Here is a 14,673-nt window from a genome sequence, read left to right as displayed (position 1 = left end):
GGGGCCGCGACCGCATGGCTCAGCCAGGCTGATCCGGCTCGCTTCCCCCGAAGCGTCTAGTTGTTTCAACAGCATAGCCGGTTGGCACCGGCTTCGGAGACGGCAGTTTACCGTCTAACGCGCTCTTGCAGGGATTAACAATCGTAAAGAATGACGGCAGCAGGCGCGCAGCACCATGAAAAAAGGACGCGATCGCTCGCGTCCCGCGTCCCTGGCTGTCGAGCCTGGCTGATCCTGTGTGCGATCAGGCCGGCTGCAAGGACTTGCCCAGCTTGCGCAGGAACTGCTCGCAGCGTTCCATCTGCGACAGCGTCACGAACTCGTTGGGCTTGTGGGCATTGCCGATGTCGCCGGGACCGCAGACGATGGTCGGAATGCCGATCTGCTGGAACAGCCCCGCCTCGGTACCATACGCCACCTTGCGGGTTTCACGGTCGCCCGTCAGTGCGCGTACCAGTTCGGTGATGGCCGCCTGCTCCACCGCTTCCAGCGCCGGGCTGCCGGCGAAGTTGTCGATCTCCACGCGGGCGTCCGGGAACTCGCTGCGCATCTTGGGCAGCAGCACCTCGGCGATGTACTTGTCGATCCGGGCCTGGATGTCGGCCACGCTCATGCCGGGCAGGTTGCGGAATTCGTAAGTAAATTCACATAGCTCAGGGATGGTATTGACCGCGATACCGCCACGGATCTGATTGGTGGTCATCGTGCTGAAAGGCACATCGAAGAATTGGTCATAGGGGCCATTGGCCTTGTAGCCATCGGCGAAATCGCGGATGGCGCAGATCAGGCGCGCGGCATGCTCGATGGCATTGCAGCCCTGCGGGGTCAGCGAAGAGTGCGCGGACTTGCCGTGTACCTTGCAGGCGAACACGTTGATGCCCTTGTGCGCTACCACCACGTTCATGCTGGTGGGCTCACCGACCACGCAGCCATCGACCTTGATGCCGCGCTTGACGATCTCTTCCAGCATCACGGGAGCGCCGATGCAGCCGATTTCTTCATCATAGGAGAACGCCAGGTGAATAGGCTTCACACGCGGCATGGCCAGAAATTCCGGCACCAGCGCCAGCGAGGTGGCGATGAAGCCCTTCATGTCGCAGGTACCGCGACCGTACAAGCTGCCCTCCTTCTCGGTCAGCTTGAAGGGGTCGGTATCCCATTTCTGGCCATCCACGGGCACCACGTCGGTATGTCCGGAGAGCACGATCCCGCCCTCGGTGCTGCCGGCATCGGGACCGGCGGTAGCGGGCAAGGTGGCGAACAGGTTGGCCTTGGTCTGCTCCTTGTTGTGCGCCAGCCAGGAGGAGATGCCCTGCTTTTCCAGGCTGTCCCGCACGGTGGTGATCAGTTCCAGGTTGGAATTGCGGCTGGTGGTATCGAAGGCGACCAGGGTCTCTAGCCATTGGCGGGTGTTCATTGTCTTGCTCCAGTTTCCATCTGTATCTGTTCAGGTATTCGTGTCTTCAAAAGCATACCGCCGTCTCCAAAAGACGGCGGTATCAAGGGCATAGCTTACCCGGAAAGCCTCAAGACTGCTGACCGGCCGCCTTGAGCCCCTGGTCGGACAGTCGCAGCACGCGTGCGCAACGCCCGGCCAGCTCGATATCGTGGGTGACGATGACGAAGGCCGTACCCAGCGTACGCGAGAGTTCGATCATCAGCTCGAAGGTGCGATCGGCGGTGCTGCGGTCGAGGTTGCCGGTCGGTTCGTCGGCCAGCACGCAGGCCGGGCGCGTGACCAGCGCGCGCGCCAGCGCCACCCGCTGGCGCTCGCCGCCGGAAAGTTCACCCGGCCGGTGCGTCACGCGTTGCGCCAGGCCGACCTTGTCCAGCATCTCGCGGGCCTGTTCCTGCGCCTCGGCACGCTTGATGCGGCGGATCATCAGCGGCATGGCCACATTGTCCAGCGCAGAGAATTCCGGCAACAGGTGGTGGAACTGGTAGACGAAGCCCAGCGACTGGTTGCGCAGGGTTCCGCGCTCGCGCTCGCCCAGGCTGGCGAAATCCTTGCCCAGCAGGCTCACGGTACCGCTGCTGGGGGTATCGAGCCCGCCCAGCAAGTGCAACAGGGTCGACTTGCCGGAACCGGAGGCGCCGACGATGGCAACCTGCTCGCCATGGTAGACGTCGATATCGACATTGCCCAACACCTTCACGGAATATTTGCCCTGGGTGAAGGTCTTGCCCAGCCCGCGCGATGAGAGCACGGCCTGGCGGTTCTTGATCGGATCAATATTATTCATAGCGCAGCGCCTCCGCCGGTTTGACACGGGCCGCTGACCAGCTCGGATAGAGCGTGGCCAGGAATGCCAGCACAACGGCCAGGCCGCCGATGGTGGTGACATCCGACCAGATCAGCTCGGACGGCAATTCGGAAATCACATAGATGCTCTTGGGCAGGAACTGCACATGGAAGGCATGTTCGATGGCCGGCACCAGCACATCGATGTTCAGTGCCACCAGCACGCCCAGACCGACCCCGGCAGCCGTACCGATGAGGCCCACCAGTGCGCCCTGGATCACGAAGATCTTCATGATGGAACCGGGAGAGGCCCCCAGCGTGCGCAGGATGGCGATGTCGGCCTGCTTGTCGGTCACCGTCATCACCAGCGTGGACACCAGGTTGAAGGCCGCCACCGCGATGATGAGGGCGAGGATGATGAACATCATGCGCTTTTCGGTCTTCACGGCCGCGAACCAGTTGCTGTTCTGCTGCGACCAGTCGCGCAGGTAGAGGTCGCCGGTGAGAGTGTGGGCCAGTTGCTGAGTCACTTCCGGGGCCTGCAACATGTCGCGGATGCGCAGGCGCACGCCGGTAGGGGCATCCATGCGGAACAGGGTCTCGGCATCCTTGATGTCGATGAACGCCAGCGACGAGTCGAATTCATAATGGCCGGCCTCGAAGATGCCGGTTACGGTGAACTGCTTCAGGCGCGGCAGCACGCCCGCCGGGGTCACCTGCCCCTGCGGCACGATCAGCGTGACCTTGTCCCCCAGGCCCACGCGCATGCCGCGCGCCAGCTCGCCGCCGATGACGATGTTGAATTCGCCGGGCTTGAGCGAATCGAAACTGCCCTGCTTGATCTGCCCGGCCACGTCGGACACCTTGCGCTCTTCTTCGGGCAGCACGCCGCGCACCATGACGCCGCGCAGGTTGTCGTCACGCGTCATCATGCCCTGACCGGACACGTAGGGCGCCGCGCCCAGGACTTCCGGGTTCTGGAAGGTCTGCTTGGCGACAGCCTGCCAGTCGTGCATGGCACCGGAAGCGTCAAACACCTCGATATGGGGCAGCACCGACAACATGCGATCACGGACCTCCTTCTGGAAGCCGTTCATCACCGACAGCACGACGATCAGCGCGGCCACGCCCAGCCCGATGCCGGCCATGGAAATGAGGGAAATGAAGGAAATGAAACTGTTGCGACCGCTGCGCTTGCCGGCCCGCGTGTAGCGGATACCGACCAGCCATTCGAACGGCAGGTTTTTAATCAGACTCAAAATTGCTCCGGGAGAGGGCCTGCACAATGTGCCACCAGTCGCCTCGCGCCCCCGGCTAGGGGCGCAATGCTCCGGCCGCACGCCAACACGGGCGAAGACAAAGCGCGAAGTTTGCCACAGTTTGGACCGACGGCCCATCCCTGGCCCTCAGCCGCCTGCTCGCGCCTGACCCGTCGGTCGCCCGCCGTGATGTCTGTAGATTCACTTCCACGGCAGAGGTTCGCGCTCAGTGACTTCATATAAAAGCACTTCCTGATGTTGCATCATGAACTGGTTATATATACAGTATCTGCTTGCGCCCCCTCGCCCCTCCGGATTTCCCGCACCATGCCACCCGAACTCGCCCAGGACGTCCCCGACACCAGCAGCCCGCCCGGCGGCGAGCGCGATCCGTTTGCGCGCCTGAACGCGCAGCAGCGCGAGGCGGTCGAGCACGGCAGCAAGCTTCCGCCGGCACAGCAGCTGCCGCTGCTCATCGTGGCCGGCGCCGGTACCGGCAAGACCAATACCCTGGCGCACCGCGTCGCCAGGCTGATCCTCGATGGGGCCGACCCGCAGCGCATCCTGCTGCTGACCTTCTCGCGCCGGGCGGCCGCCGACATGGGCCGGCGCGTCGGCCAGGTGATCCGACAGGTCCTGGGGCTCGCGCCTGCCGACAGCCCGCCGCAACTGCCCTGGTCGGGCACCTTCCACGCCATCGGCGCGCGTCTGCTGCGCGAATACGCGACCGTCATCGGATTGGAAGAAGACTTCACCATCCAGGATCGCGGCGATTCGGAAGACCTGATCGGCCTGCTGCGCCATGAGATGGGGCTGTCCTCGACCGACAAGCGTTTTCCGCTGAAGGCGACCTGCCTGTCCATTTATTCACGTGCGGTCAATACCCGGCAAGACCTGGGCACGGTGCTGCAAACCCAATTCCCCTGGTGCCGGGAATGGGAAAGGCTGCTGGGCGAACTCTTTACCCGCTATGTGGAGGCAAAGGAAGCCCAGCATGTGCTGGATTACGACGACCTGCTGCTGTTCTGGGCCGACATGCTCTCGGACCCAGTGATCGCGCAGTCGGCAGGCGCGCGCTTCGACCACGTGCTGGTGGATGAATACCAGGACACCAACCGCCTGCAGGCCGAGATCCTGCAAAGGATGAAACCGGATGGCGCCGGTGTGACCGCCGTAGGCGACGATGCCCAGTCCATCTATTCCTTCCGGGGCGCCACGGTGCGCAACATCCTCGACTTTCCCGAGCTGTTCACGCAGTCGGCGCGGCTGTTGACGCTGGAACAGAACTATCGCTCCACGCAGCCCATCCTGCAGGCCTCCAATGCGGTCATCGCCGATGCGCCGGAGCGGCACCTCAAGCAGCTCTGGAGCGACAAGCCTTCCTCGCAGAAGCCGCAACTGGTGGTGATCCCGGATGAGGCCGAACAGGCGCGCTGGGTGGCCAACCGCATCCTGGCGCATCGGGAAGAAGGACTCACGCTGAAGTCGCAGGCGGTGCTCTTCCGTACCGCCACCCACAGCGCGGCGCTGGAACTGGAACTGGTCCGGCGCAACATCCCCTTCGTGAAGTTCGGCGGCCTCAAGTTCCTGGAAAGCACACACATCAAGGACCTGCTGTCCCTGCTGCGCCTGGCCCACAATCCCAGTGGACGGATGGCGGGCTTCCGGGCGCTGCAACTGATCCCCGGGGTCGGTCCCGCTACCGCCAGGAAGGTGCTGGACCTGATGGCCGGTGCCAGCGACCCGGCCGACGCGCTCCTGAACTTCAGCGCGCCCTCCGGCATCGCCTTGCAATGGCAGGCCTTTGCCGACACCTATGACCTGATGCGTCGCGCCAGCGCGACCTGGCCGACCGACCTCCAGGCCGCGCGCGACTGGTACCTGCCGCAGCTGGAACAACGCTACGAGGATGCCGACGCCCGCGCCGCCGACCTCGAGCAGTTGACCGCGCTGGCCAGGGGCTATGCCTCGCGCGAGAAATTCCTCACCGAACTGACCCTGGACCCGCCCGAGGCCAGCAGCGATTTCTCCGGCCCGCCCTATCGCGACGAAGATTACCTGACGCTCTCCACCATCCACTCCGCCAAGGGCCAGGAATGGCGCTCGGTCCATGTACTGAATGTGGTCGACGGCTGCATTCCGTCCGACCTGGCCACCGGCAGCGAGGCCGAGATCGCCGAGGAACGGCGTCTGCTGTACGTGGCCATGACACGCGCCAGGGAGTATCTGCACCTGGTGGTACCGCAGCGCTTCTACATCACCCAGCAGACGGCGCAGGGCGAGCGCCACATCAACGGCATCCGCAGCCGTTTCATCACGCCGCGCATGCTGCCTTTCTTCGAGGACAGCCTGTGGTTCTCGGCCGAGACCAATGGCGCGCGCACGCCCATGCCCGACAGCGTGCGCATGCTGGTGCGACAGCGCGCCAAAAACGCCTGGAACAAGCAATGACACTGTCTTGAAGTGAAGCTTTGTGCAGTCGACGGGGCCAAGCGGCGCGCCAGCCGCTAAAATAGCGCCCCATGAATCAACTCGACATCCTCATCCCCTTCGCCCTGCCCCCGGCCGAGCTGGCGCGCGACCTGCTGCGCCAGTGCCAGGCGCCGGCCCTGGCCATGCTGCTGGGCCGGGGCAAGGCCGTGGCGCGCCAGGCGCATGATCCGTTTTCACGCGCCCTGCCGCATGAACACTGGCTGGCCCGGCGCTTCGGCCTGCCGCCTGCCGCCCAGGATTGCAGCCCGGCTGCCGCCAGCGCGCTGATGCAGCGCTTGGGCCACGCGCCCAGCGCCGGCCACTGGTTCGTGCTGCATCCGGCCCACATCCACGTGGCCCGCGATCATCTGGTGTTGACCGACATCGGCCAGCTGCAACTGGAGGAGGACGAATCGCGCCGCCTGTTCGACGCCGCCCTGCCGCTCTTTACCGAGATCGGCCATGAGCTGGTCTATGGCGACGCCCGTACCTGGTTCATCCGGGCCGATGCCTGGGCCGGCCTGCGCACCTCCACGCCTTCGGCGGCCAGCGGGCGCAATGTCGATATCTGGATGCCCGAAGGACCGGGCGAGCTGGCCTGGCGCAAGCTGCAAAACGAAGTGCAGATGCAATGGTTCGCCGAGTCCCTCAACGAACAGCGCGAAATGCGCGGCCAGAAGGCCATCAACTCGATCTGGATCTGGGGCGGCGCCGATGCCGGCGTGCTGGCGCAGGACATCTACACCGAACGCTTCGGCCTGCGTGGCTGGCTGCGCGCCTTCGGGCAGGAGCGCATCGATGGGGGCGCGGCCCAGCTCGTGCGCGGCAGCGGCCACCGCCTGCTGGTGCTCGATGCCCTGGCCGAAGCCGCGCTGGCCGAGGAATGGGGTCTCTGGCTGCAGCACCTGGAACACCTGGACCGCGACTGGCTGGCGCCCTTGCTGGTATCGCTGCGGGCAGCAAGCCTGGAGTCGCTCAATCTGATCCTGAGCGGCGCGGATCGCAGCCTGGAAGTGACGGTCACCCGTGGCGCGCTGCGGCGTTTCTGGCACAAACCTTCACTGGCGGGGCTGTCGGCATGATACGCGTCACCACCCGCTCCTATGACATCACCCAGGCCGAGCAACTCATCGCCGAAGGGGTGCACCCGGTGCTGGCACGCGTCTATGCGGCGCGCGGCCTGTCCACCGCACGTGAGCTGGCCAGCGAGCTCAATGCCCTGATCGCCCCGTCCGGCCTGCTGCATATCGATGCCGCCGCCAGCTACCTGGCCGACGCCATCGCCGCGCGCAAGAAGCTGGTCATCGTCGCCGACTACGACTGCGACGGCGCCACCGCCTGTGCCGTCGGCCTGCGCGGATTGCGCCTGTTGGGCGCGCAGGTCGACTATATCGTGCCCAATCGCTTCGAATACGGTTACGGCTTGACGCCCGAGATCGTCGAGCTGACCGTGCGCGAGAAGAATCCCGACATCATCGTCACCGTCGACAACGGCATCGCCAGCATCGATGGTGTGGCCGAAGCCAAGCGGCGCGGCATCGACGTCGTGGTGACCGACCACCACCTGCCCGGCGACGCCCTGCCGGAGGCGCGCGTGATCGTCAATCCCAACCAGCCGCAATGCGGCTTCCCCAGCAAGAACCTGGCCGGGGTGGGCGTGATGTTCTACGTGCTGCTGGCGCTGCGCGCCGAGATGCGCAAGCGCGGCCTCTTCGATGCCCAGACCCAGCCAAGGCTGGACAGCCTGCTCGACCTGGTGGCCCTGGGCACCGTGGCCGACGTGGTCAAGCTGGACGCCAACAACCGCATCCTGGTGGCGCAGGGCTTGAAGCGCATGCGCAGCGGCAAGATGCACCCCGGCATCGCCGCCCTGTTCCGCGCCGCCGGCCGCGAGGCCCGCCGCGCCACTCCGTTCGACCTCGGTTTTGCCGTCGGCCCGCGCCTGAACGCGGCCGGCCGCCTGGCCGACATGTCGCTGGGCATCGAATGCCTCACTACCGATGACGAAGGCCGTGCCTGGGCCATCGCCCAGCAACTCGACGCCATCAACCGCGAACGGCGCGACATCGAAGCCGGCATGCAGGACACCGCCCTGCTGCTGCTGGACGATTTCAACCCGGCCGACCGGCGCACCATCGCCGTTTTCGATCCCTCCTGGCACCAGGGCGTGATCGGCATCGTGGCCTCGCGCCTGAAGGACAAGTTCTACCGCCCCACGATCACCTTCGCACCGGGAGATGAAGGTTTCATCAAGGGCTCGGGCCGCTCCATCGCCGGTTTCCACCTGCGTGACGCGCTCGATCTGGTGTCCAAGCATGCCCCCTCGGTGATGACCAAGTTCGGCGGCCACGCCATGGCGGCCGGGCTGACCATCCATGCTGAAGCCTTCGATGCCTTTGCGCAGGCTTTCGAGGCGGTAGGGCGCGACTGGCTCACGCAAAACCAGCTGGAGCGCGTCATCGAGACCGATGGCGAACTCGAGGACAGCTACTATTCGGTGGAATTCATCAGCCTGATGGACCAGCAAGTGTGGGGCCAGGGCTTTGCCCCGCCGGTGTTCTGCGACCATTTCCGCGTGCTCAGCCAGCGCATCCTCAAGGACAAGCACCTCAAGCTGCAACTGGAAAAGGGAGGGCGCAAGTATGACGCCATCTGGTTCGGCCATACCGATGCCCTGCCCGACCATGCCCAGGTCGCCTTCCGGCTGGATGCCAACGAATACAACGGCAAGACCAGCGTGCAACTGATGGTGGAACATGCGGAACCCGCCTGAAACCCTGACAGGCCCCTCGTCGAGCCAGGCGGGCTGCGGACGCGGGCAAAGCCTTGCCCGGCAAGGATTGCAGTCCGGCAATAGCTAAAAAAAGAGCACCGGCGCCACATTGCAGTGGCACAATATTGGCTTGGAGCGACTTCCGGGCAATTTTGAAGGAAGTGGGCAACAAGGGCGCTCCGAGCAAAAACAACAACATCAAATCCCTGAATGAAGCTCAAGCGCATCCATTGCAGCCTGGTGTCTCGACTCGTCCTCTTCGGCCTCCTGCTGATCGTGGTCAGCGCCTTCATGCGCTACTACATCCTGATCGACTTTCTGGAAAAGGAACAAGCCCAGGTCGCAGCCGACCAGCAAAGCACCATCGCCAGCTATCTGGCCGAGGACATCGGGTACCGCGTACAGGAGCGGGCGCACTACCTGGAACGCCTGGCCCGCCACCTGCCGGCGGCGATGCCGGCAGACCGCGCAGGACTGTACACCTGGCTGCAGGAGCACCAGGAATTGCAGCCGCTGTTTGCGCAAGGGCTCTTCGTGGCCGACACCAACGGCATGATCGTCGTCGACTACCCTACGCTCAACGGCCGCCGCGCCCTGTCGCTGACCCGGTACCCCGATTTCGAACGCGTCATGCAGGGCGCCACCGTGATCTGCCCGCCCCTGACCAGCCCGGCCAGCGGCAAACCCATCCTTGCGATCATGACGCCGCTGCGCAATGCCGAGGGCCGGATCGTGGGGGTACTGGGCGGCAGCACCGAACTGACTGCGCCGGGCTTCCTCGATCACCTGCAACGGGCCAGACTGGGGCCGACCGGCAGTTTCCTGCTCATTGCGCCCAACCAGCGCTTGATCATCGCCTCCAGTGACGAGGCCCTGGTCTATACCCGCTTGCCTCCCGTGGGCCAGGACAAGCTGATGGACCAGGCCCTGCAGCAGGGATACCGTGGCAATGGCGTGGACGTGGCGGCCAATGGGGTCAGTGAAATCAAAGCCTTTTCCTCGGTGCCCGGTACCAGCTGGCTGGTGGCGGTGACGCTGCCGCTGGCCGATGCCCTGCCCACGGTCGCCCGCACCCGCGCCCTGATCGGACGCGGCGGACTGATCCAGGGGGTCATGGTGGTTGCGCTGGTGGTGCTGGCCTACCTGTGGTTCTTCCGTCCGCTGCGCCGTGCCGCCGCCCTGGCCGACCGCATGACGCGCGGCGAGCTGCCGCTGTCGCCGCTGCCGGTGGAGCGGCGCGATGAGGTCGGCCACCTCACCATGGCCTTCAATGGGCTGCTCTCCCGCCTGAAGCTGCACCAGGCCGAACTGCAACATCAGGCCCATCACGACGTGCTGACCGGCCTGCCCAACCGCATGATGCTGGCCGAACGGATGGAGGCGGCGCTCACCCACGCCTGCCGCGAACGCAATGGTGTGGCGCTGCTGTTCCTGGATCTGGACGGTTTCAAACCGATCAACGATACCCTCGGCCACAAGGCCGGCGACCTGGTGCTGCAGGAAGTCACACGGCGCCTGCGCCAGGTGGCCCGCCACGGCGATACCCTGGCGCGCGTGGGCGGGGATGAATTCGTGCTGCTCATTACCGATCTCGGCCAGCCCTACGAACAGGGCGCGCAGGTGCTGGCCGAAAAATGTATCAAGGTGGTCTCGGAACCGCTGCACCTGGCGCAGGGAGACTATCAGCTGGGCGTGTCGGTGGGCATCGCCGTGTGTGACGGCAGCTGTGACGCCGACAGCCTGCTGCAGGCGGCCGACAAGGCCATGTATGCCGCCAAGGGCAACGGCCGTGGCTGCTACGTGATTGCCCCGGCACGGCCGACGGTGGCCGACGAACTCAACGTACCGGCAGGAACTGCAGGAATGACCCGCCCAACAGGTTCTGCACATAGCTGATGCCGGCACGGCGATAGCGCTCGGTCATGAATTCGGCCATCAGGTCCAGGCGGCCGACGATCTTGCCGAATTCACGTTCGAAACTCAGATTGCGTACCTGGCTGCCGATCTCGTCGGACAGCAGCAAGGGCGCACCGCTGGCATGGCGGCGACTGGAGAGGATCCAGGCGGCGATCTCCACATTGCGGGCAGCGTTGTAGAGACGCTGGGCATCGAGCCCGTCGACCAGGAAGAATTCAATCTTGTTGCCATGCGCCACGATGATCATGTCGGCGGTGGCATCGATGAAGGCCGCGACCCTATCCCCCTTGAACTCCGGCGACAAGGCCAGCGTCATGGCCTCGATATCGCGCTTGCCCTGCAGTTCCGGCCAGGCCTGGCGCTGTTCGATGGCCTGGCGCACCTTCTGCTCGGCCTCGTCGCGGCTGGCCGCAGTCTTTTTCCATTCGGCCGGATTGCGCCGATACAGCTTGGACATCAGCAGGTAGAGACTGTCGAGATTGGCCCGCATGGCCAGGGTAGCCACGCGGTTGCTGTCGGATTGGCCCATCTCGCGTGAACTGGCCTGGGCGCCCTTGACTTCGCCATGCGGGGCGGGTGTCGAGGCGCACCCGGCCAGCAGTGCGAGGCACAGCAGGGGCGGCAGGAGAAAAAACAGCTTTCTGGTCATCGGCAGGCGGCACGAAACGAGCTGATAGGGCCTGATCCTAGCAGAATGCGTTCCGTCCGCCCGCTTCGGGGTGAAACCTTTTACTTCACATCAGGCCTTTCCGGTATGCGGCAAACCAGTCAGATAGCCGACCGTGGCACCGAAGCGATCCTTGTAGTTGGCGCGTACCAGCGGGTCGAGGGTGTCCTTGACCTTGTCGTGCAAGCCCTTTTCCCAGTCGCCGGCGTGCTGGAAATTGCTCATCACGTAGGTCCAGCCGTTGATCTCATCGACGGCGTGCAGGCCGGTCGATTCGGCACCGGCCGGGCAGGACAGTACGCGGGTGAGCGCCTTGGTATCGACGTTGTAGGCCCACAGGAAGTTGTTGACGTGCATGCCGCTGTCTTCGCCGATGAACAAGGTCCGGAGCTTCTCGGAGAACTTGATGTTGTCCGGATTGGCAATGTGCTCCTGATCGGCCAGGTTGCCGAGGGCATCCGGTGTCTTCAGGTCTACGCCCACCAGGGCCGCCGGCGGGGCCATGTCGATGGCGACCCATTCACTGTCGATGACATTGCCGCCGGTATCGCGCTGGCCACCGCGCAGGTTCAGGGCGTACACGGCGCCGGCCCGGGGCCCGGCGACCTTGATGTGACCGGAGCCATTGAGCATCGAGGTCTGGATGTAGGACATGGCCGAATAGGCGATCTTGTCCTGCGCGTTGACGGTCGTGCCTTCCATCTTGGTGAAGCCCAGGCTGCCACCGGCGAGTGCCGCATAGCGGTGGGTTTCAAGGAAGGCCGCGGCCTTCTGCATGCCCGGCTTGACGCGCACCCAGTTGAACTTGCCGTTGAACGGGATCTTGGAGAAGGAACCGTCGGCCGGATCAGTGGTGCGGATGTCCATGATGTCGGCGGCCTTGTAGCGGTCTGCCATGGCCTTGACTTCGGCGCTGGTGGCGCTGCCCAGGCGCACCCAGGACAACTTGCCGGCGCCCGGACCGACGCCCGAGACCTGCTCCCAGCGCGCCACGTAGAGCGTGCCCGACGACAAGTCGGCAGCACGGTCAGCGATGAACATGAACAGGCCACCATTGGTGGCGTCGTCGCCCATCAACACGGTGCGCTGGTCCGGCATGACCTGCACCAGCTCGTGCGAGATGCGGCCCAGGCAGTAGTGCTTCTTGATGGAGCCGGTGCCGTCGGGGTGGACGGTCACTTCCGGCAGGTGGCCGTAGTGGTAGGGATTGGCGCGGTTCTCGTCGCCATACAGATTCTTGCTGAAGGCCTTGAATTGCGGGTTGGAGGCGATGGCCGAGGCATCCGGTTCATATTCTTCCGACGACAGGTGCGTATTCCAGGGCGACAGGCTGGCGCCGCAGGTGATCCACAGACCGTTGACCTGGGAGGTATCGACATTGTGGTACTGCACCAGCGACAGCTTGCCCGAGGACGGGTCCTGGTCCAGCGTCAGCACGGCGATGGGCGACGGCAGCTGGCCGTACATGGCGGCCTGCTTCTGGTCACGGGTGGTGTATTCGAATTGCACCACGGCAAATACCGCATTGCCCTTCACGCCCGGCACCTTGGCACCGGCCACGGTCAGCAACGAAGAGCCGTCCGGGCAGTCGGAATAGAACTGGCGCTCCTTGCCCGGCACCGAACGGTCGATGATGGGCTGATTGTTGATGTCGAGGTAGCCGCCGGCGAGAATAGTGCCGCCCTTTCCGTCGGGCACCATGTCGCCGGTCATGAAGAAGGGTTGATAGGCCAGCTTGTAACTCTGTTTGCTGCCATCGGCAAAGGTCACTTCCAGGGCAGAGCCGACGGTGGTGGTGGCCATCGCGGCCGGATTGGCCATGGTCGGAGCCGGCATGCCGGTGAAGCGCGCCGAGGCAAAGGGCTTGCCCGCGCCGGGGGTGGCGCAGGCCGCCAGCAGGGCCGAGGCCGACAGGCCGCCGGTCAGCGGCAGCAGGGGTGCGGCGCCCAGCGCCTTGAGCAGGTTGCGGCGGCCGGATTGCGGCTGATCAACGTCGGATTGGGTAGCGGTGGGGGCAGGCTGTCTCATCGAAGGTTCTCCGTATTGGCTAGCAGATGGCAGGCAGCGCCGGGCGCCGCTGTCAGGATTTTGTCAGTCAAACAAGCGCGCCGATGGTAGCGAGGGAAAATGACAGGCGCGTGACGGGGGTGAAACTGCCCTCCTCCTCTTGTATAATTCGAGGTTTGATCGCAAAAGAAACCATCATGGAAGCAGAACGCCTCAATTCCCTCCAATCCTTGCTCGACGACCTGGCCACCCGTGCCACCGAGCTTCGGAGGTATCTTTGACTTCGATGTGAAGTCGGAGAAACTCGAACAAGTCAACGCCGAACTGGAAGACCCCAACGTCTGGAATGACCAGAAGCGGGCCCAGGACCTCGGCAAGGAAAAGAAATCGCTGGAAGCGATCGTTCACACCCTCGTCAAGATCGACAGCGAACTCACCGATGCGCGTGACCTGTTCGAGATGGCGCGCGAGGAAAAGGACGAGGACACCATCATCGCCATCGAGGCCGATGCCGAGAACCTGAAGAAGCTGGTGGAAGAAATGGAATTCCGCCGCATGTTCAGCGGCCCCATGGACGCCAACAACTGCTTCATCGACATCCAGGCCGGTGCCGGCGGTACCGAAGCCCAGGACTGGGCTTCCATGCTGCTGCGCCAGTACCTGCGCTATTGCGAACGCAAGGGCTTCAAGGCCGAGATCCTGGAACAGTCCGACGGTGAAGTGGCCGGCATCAAGACCGCCACCATCAAGGTCGAAGGCGAATATGCCTATGGCTTCCTGCGTACCGAAACCGGCGTGCACCGTCTGGTGCGCAAGTCGCCCTTTGACTCGTCCAATGGCCGCCATACCTCCTTCTCCAGTCTCTTCGTCTACCCCGAAGTGGATGAATCCTTCGAGATCGAGATCAACCCGGCCGACGTGCGTGTCGATACCTACCGCGCTTCCGGTGCCGGTGGTCAGCACATCAACAAGACCGACTCCGCCGTGCGCCTGACGCACGCGCCGTCGGGCATCGTCGTGCAATGCCAGAACGACCGCAGCCAGCACCGCAACCGGGCCGAAGCCTGGGACATGCTGCGCGCCAAGCTGTTCGAACTGGAACTGCGCAAGCGCATGAGCGAGCAGCAGAAGCTGGAAGACTCCAAGACCGACGTCGGCTGGGGCCACCAGATCCGCTCCTACGTGCTGGACCAGTCCCGCATCAAGGACTTGCGCACCAACTTCGAAACCGGCAATACCAAGGCCGTCCTCGATGGCGACCTCGACGACTTCATCGCGGCCTCGCTGAAACAGGGCGTCTGATCCGCAGCGGCCGCGCGGCCTTGCCGCGCGGCCG

General features: G+C 64.4%; 10 protein-coding genes. 5 read left to right on the top strand and 5 right to left on the bottom strand.

The annotated features are described in order from the left end of the window. Window positions 1-244: 244 nt before the first annotated feature. The 3 genes from argE to HWE01_RS20020 all read right to left on the bottom strand — a co-directional run bounded on the left by argE (window position 245) and on the right by HWE01_RS20020 (window position 3,501). On the bottom strand, window positions 245-1,417 hold the full coding sequence (gene argE / locus HWE01_RS20030; protein ID WP_008329703.1) for an acetylornithine deacetylase: 1,173 nt from the start codon (window positions 1,415-1,417) through the stop codon (window positions 245-247). A 109-nt stretch (window positions 1,418-1,526) separates the two neighbouring features. Beyond that, window positions 1,527-2,243, bottom strand: a complete 717-nt coding sequence (lolD, locus tag HWE01_RS20025) for a lipoprotein-releasing ABC transporter ATP-binding protein LolD (protein ID WP_008329705.1) — start codon at window positions 2,241-2,243, stop codon at window positions 1,527-1,529. Continuing rightward, the gene (locus tag HWE01_RS20020) at window positions 2,236-3,501 is read right to left on the bottom strand and encodes a lipoprotein-releasing ABC transporter permease subunit (protein WP_008329707.1); all 1,266 of its coding nucleotides are present in this window, start codon (window positions 3,499-3,501) and stop codon (window positions 2,236-2,238) included. Before HWE01_RS20020 ends, lolD begins: the two co-directional genes overlap by 8 nt. Before the next feature lie 327 nt (window positions 3,502-3,828). On the opposite strand from HWE01_RS20020, the gene HWE01_RS20015 reads away from it, so the two are divergent. From HWE01_RS20015 to HWE01_RS20000, 4 genes are all read left to right on the top strand, one after another. Further along, on the top strand, window positions 3,829-5,952 hold the full coding sequence (locus HWE01_RS20015; protein ID WP_241822674.1) for an ATP-dependent helicase: 2,124 nt from the start codon (window positions 3,829-3,831) through the stop codon (window positions 5,950-5,952). 71 nt (window positions 5,953-6,023) lie between these two features. Continuing rightward, window positions 6,024-7,055, top strand: coding sequence for a hypothetical protein (locus HWE01_RS20010; RefSeq protein ID WP_008329712.1), 1,032 nt, complete (start codon window positions 6,024-6,026; stop codon window positions 7,053-7,055). Further along, the gene (recJ, locus tag HWE01_RS20005) at window positions 7,052-8,746 is read left to right on the top strand and encodes a single-stranded-DNA-specific exonuclease RecJ (RefSeq protein WP_008329713.1); all 1,695 of its coding nucleotides are present in this window, start codon (window positions 7,052-7,054) and stop codon (window positions 8,744-8,746) included. The genes HWE01_RS20010 and recJ overlap by 4 nt, the downstream gene beginning before the upstream one ends. Before the next feature lie 210 nt (window positions 8,747-8,956). Next, window positions 8,957-10,642 carry a diguanylate cyclase domain-containing protein gene (locus HWE01_RS20000; protein WP_008329714.1) on the top strand — a complete coding sequence of 562 codons (1,686 nt, stop codon included), beginning with the start codon at window positions 8,957-8,959 and terminating at the stop codon, window positions 10,640-10,642. Here HWE01_RS20000 and HWE01_RS19995 read toward each other — a convergent pair. After that, entirely contained in the window at window positions 10,584-11,312 is a 729-nt protein-coding gene (locus HWE01_RS19995; protein ID WP_241822673.1) for a hypothetical protein, read from the bottom strand. The genes HWE01_RS20000 and HWE01_RS19995 overlap by 59 nt on opposite strands. A 90-nt stretch (window positions 11,313-11,402) precedes the next feature. After that, window positions 11,403-13,358: a PhoX family protein gene (locus HWE01_RS19990; protein WP_241822672.1), complete on the bottom strand. Its 1,956-nt coding sequence runs from the start codon at window positions 13,356-13,358 to the stop codon at window positions 11,403-11,405. 176 nt (window positions 13,359-13,534) lie between these two features. Between HWE01_RS19990 and prfB the strand changes: the two genes are divergently transcribed. After that, window positions 13,535-14,639, top strand: a protein-coding gene (gene prfB, locus HWE01_RS19985) for a peptide chain release factor 2 (RefSeq protein ID WP_157174225.1) whose coding sequence is annotated in 2 segments (ribosomal slippage) — window positions 13,535-13,615 and window positions 13,617-14,639 — 1,104 coding nt in all. Because the reading frame shifts where the segments join, the coding sequence is not laid out codon by codon here. Window positions 14,640-14,673 lie beyond the last annotated feature (34 nt).

It is taken from the genome of Herbaspirillum sp. C7C8 (assembly GCF_022627875.1).
Lineage (GTDB): Bacteria > Pseudomonadota > Gammaproteobacteria > Burkholderiales > Burkholderiaceae_D > Herbaspirillum.
Note: the sequence above shows the minus strand (reverse complement) of the source record. Positions and strands in the feature narration are given on the sequence as shown.

What these genes read in the sequence shown, in the direction of transcription:
- argE (WP_008329703.1), bottom strand. Translation starts at nt 1,417, where the DNA reads ATGAACACCCGCCAATGGCTAGAGACCCTGGTCGCCTTCGATACCACC.
- lolD (WP_008329705.1), bottom strand. Translation starts at nt 2,243, where the DNA reads ATGAATAATATTGATCCGATCAAGAACCGCCAGGCCGTGCTCTCATCG.
- HWE01_RS20015 (WP_241822674.1), top strand. Translation starts at nt 3,829, where the DNA reads ATGCCACCCGAACTCGCCCAGGACGTCCCCGACACCAGCAGCCCGCCC.
- HWE01_RS20010 (WP_008329712.1), top strand. Translation starts at nt 6,024, where the DNA reads ATGAATCAACTCGACATCCTCATCCCCTTCGCCCTGCCCCCGGCCGAG.
- recJ (WP_008329713.1), top strand. Translation starts at nt 7,052, where the DNA reads ATGATACGCGTCACCACCCGCTCCTATGACATCACCCAGGCCGAGCAA.
- HWE01_RS20000 (WP_008329714.1), top strand. Translation starts at nt 8,957, where the DNA reads ATGAAGCTCAAGCGCATCCATTGCAGCCTGGTGTCTCGACTCGTCCTC.
- HWE01_RS19995 (WP_241822673.1), bottom strand. Translation starts at nt 11,312, where the DNA reads ATGACCAGAAAGCTGTTTTTTCTCCTGCCGCCCCTGCTGTGCCTCGCA.
- HWE01_RS19990 (WP_241822672.1), bottom strand. Translation starts at nt 13,358, where the DNA reads ATGAGACAGCCTGCCCCCACCGCTACCCAATCCGACGTTGATCAGCCG.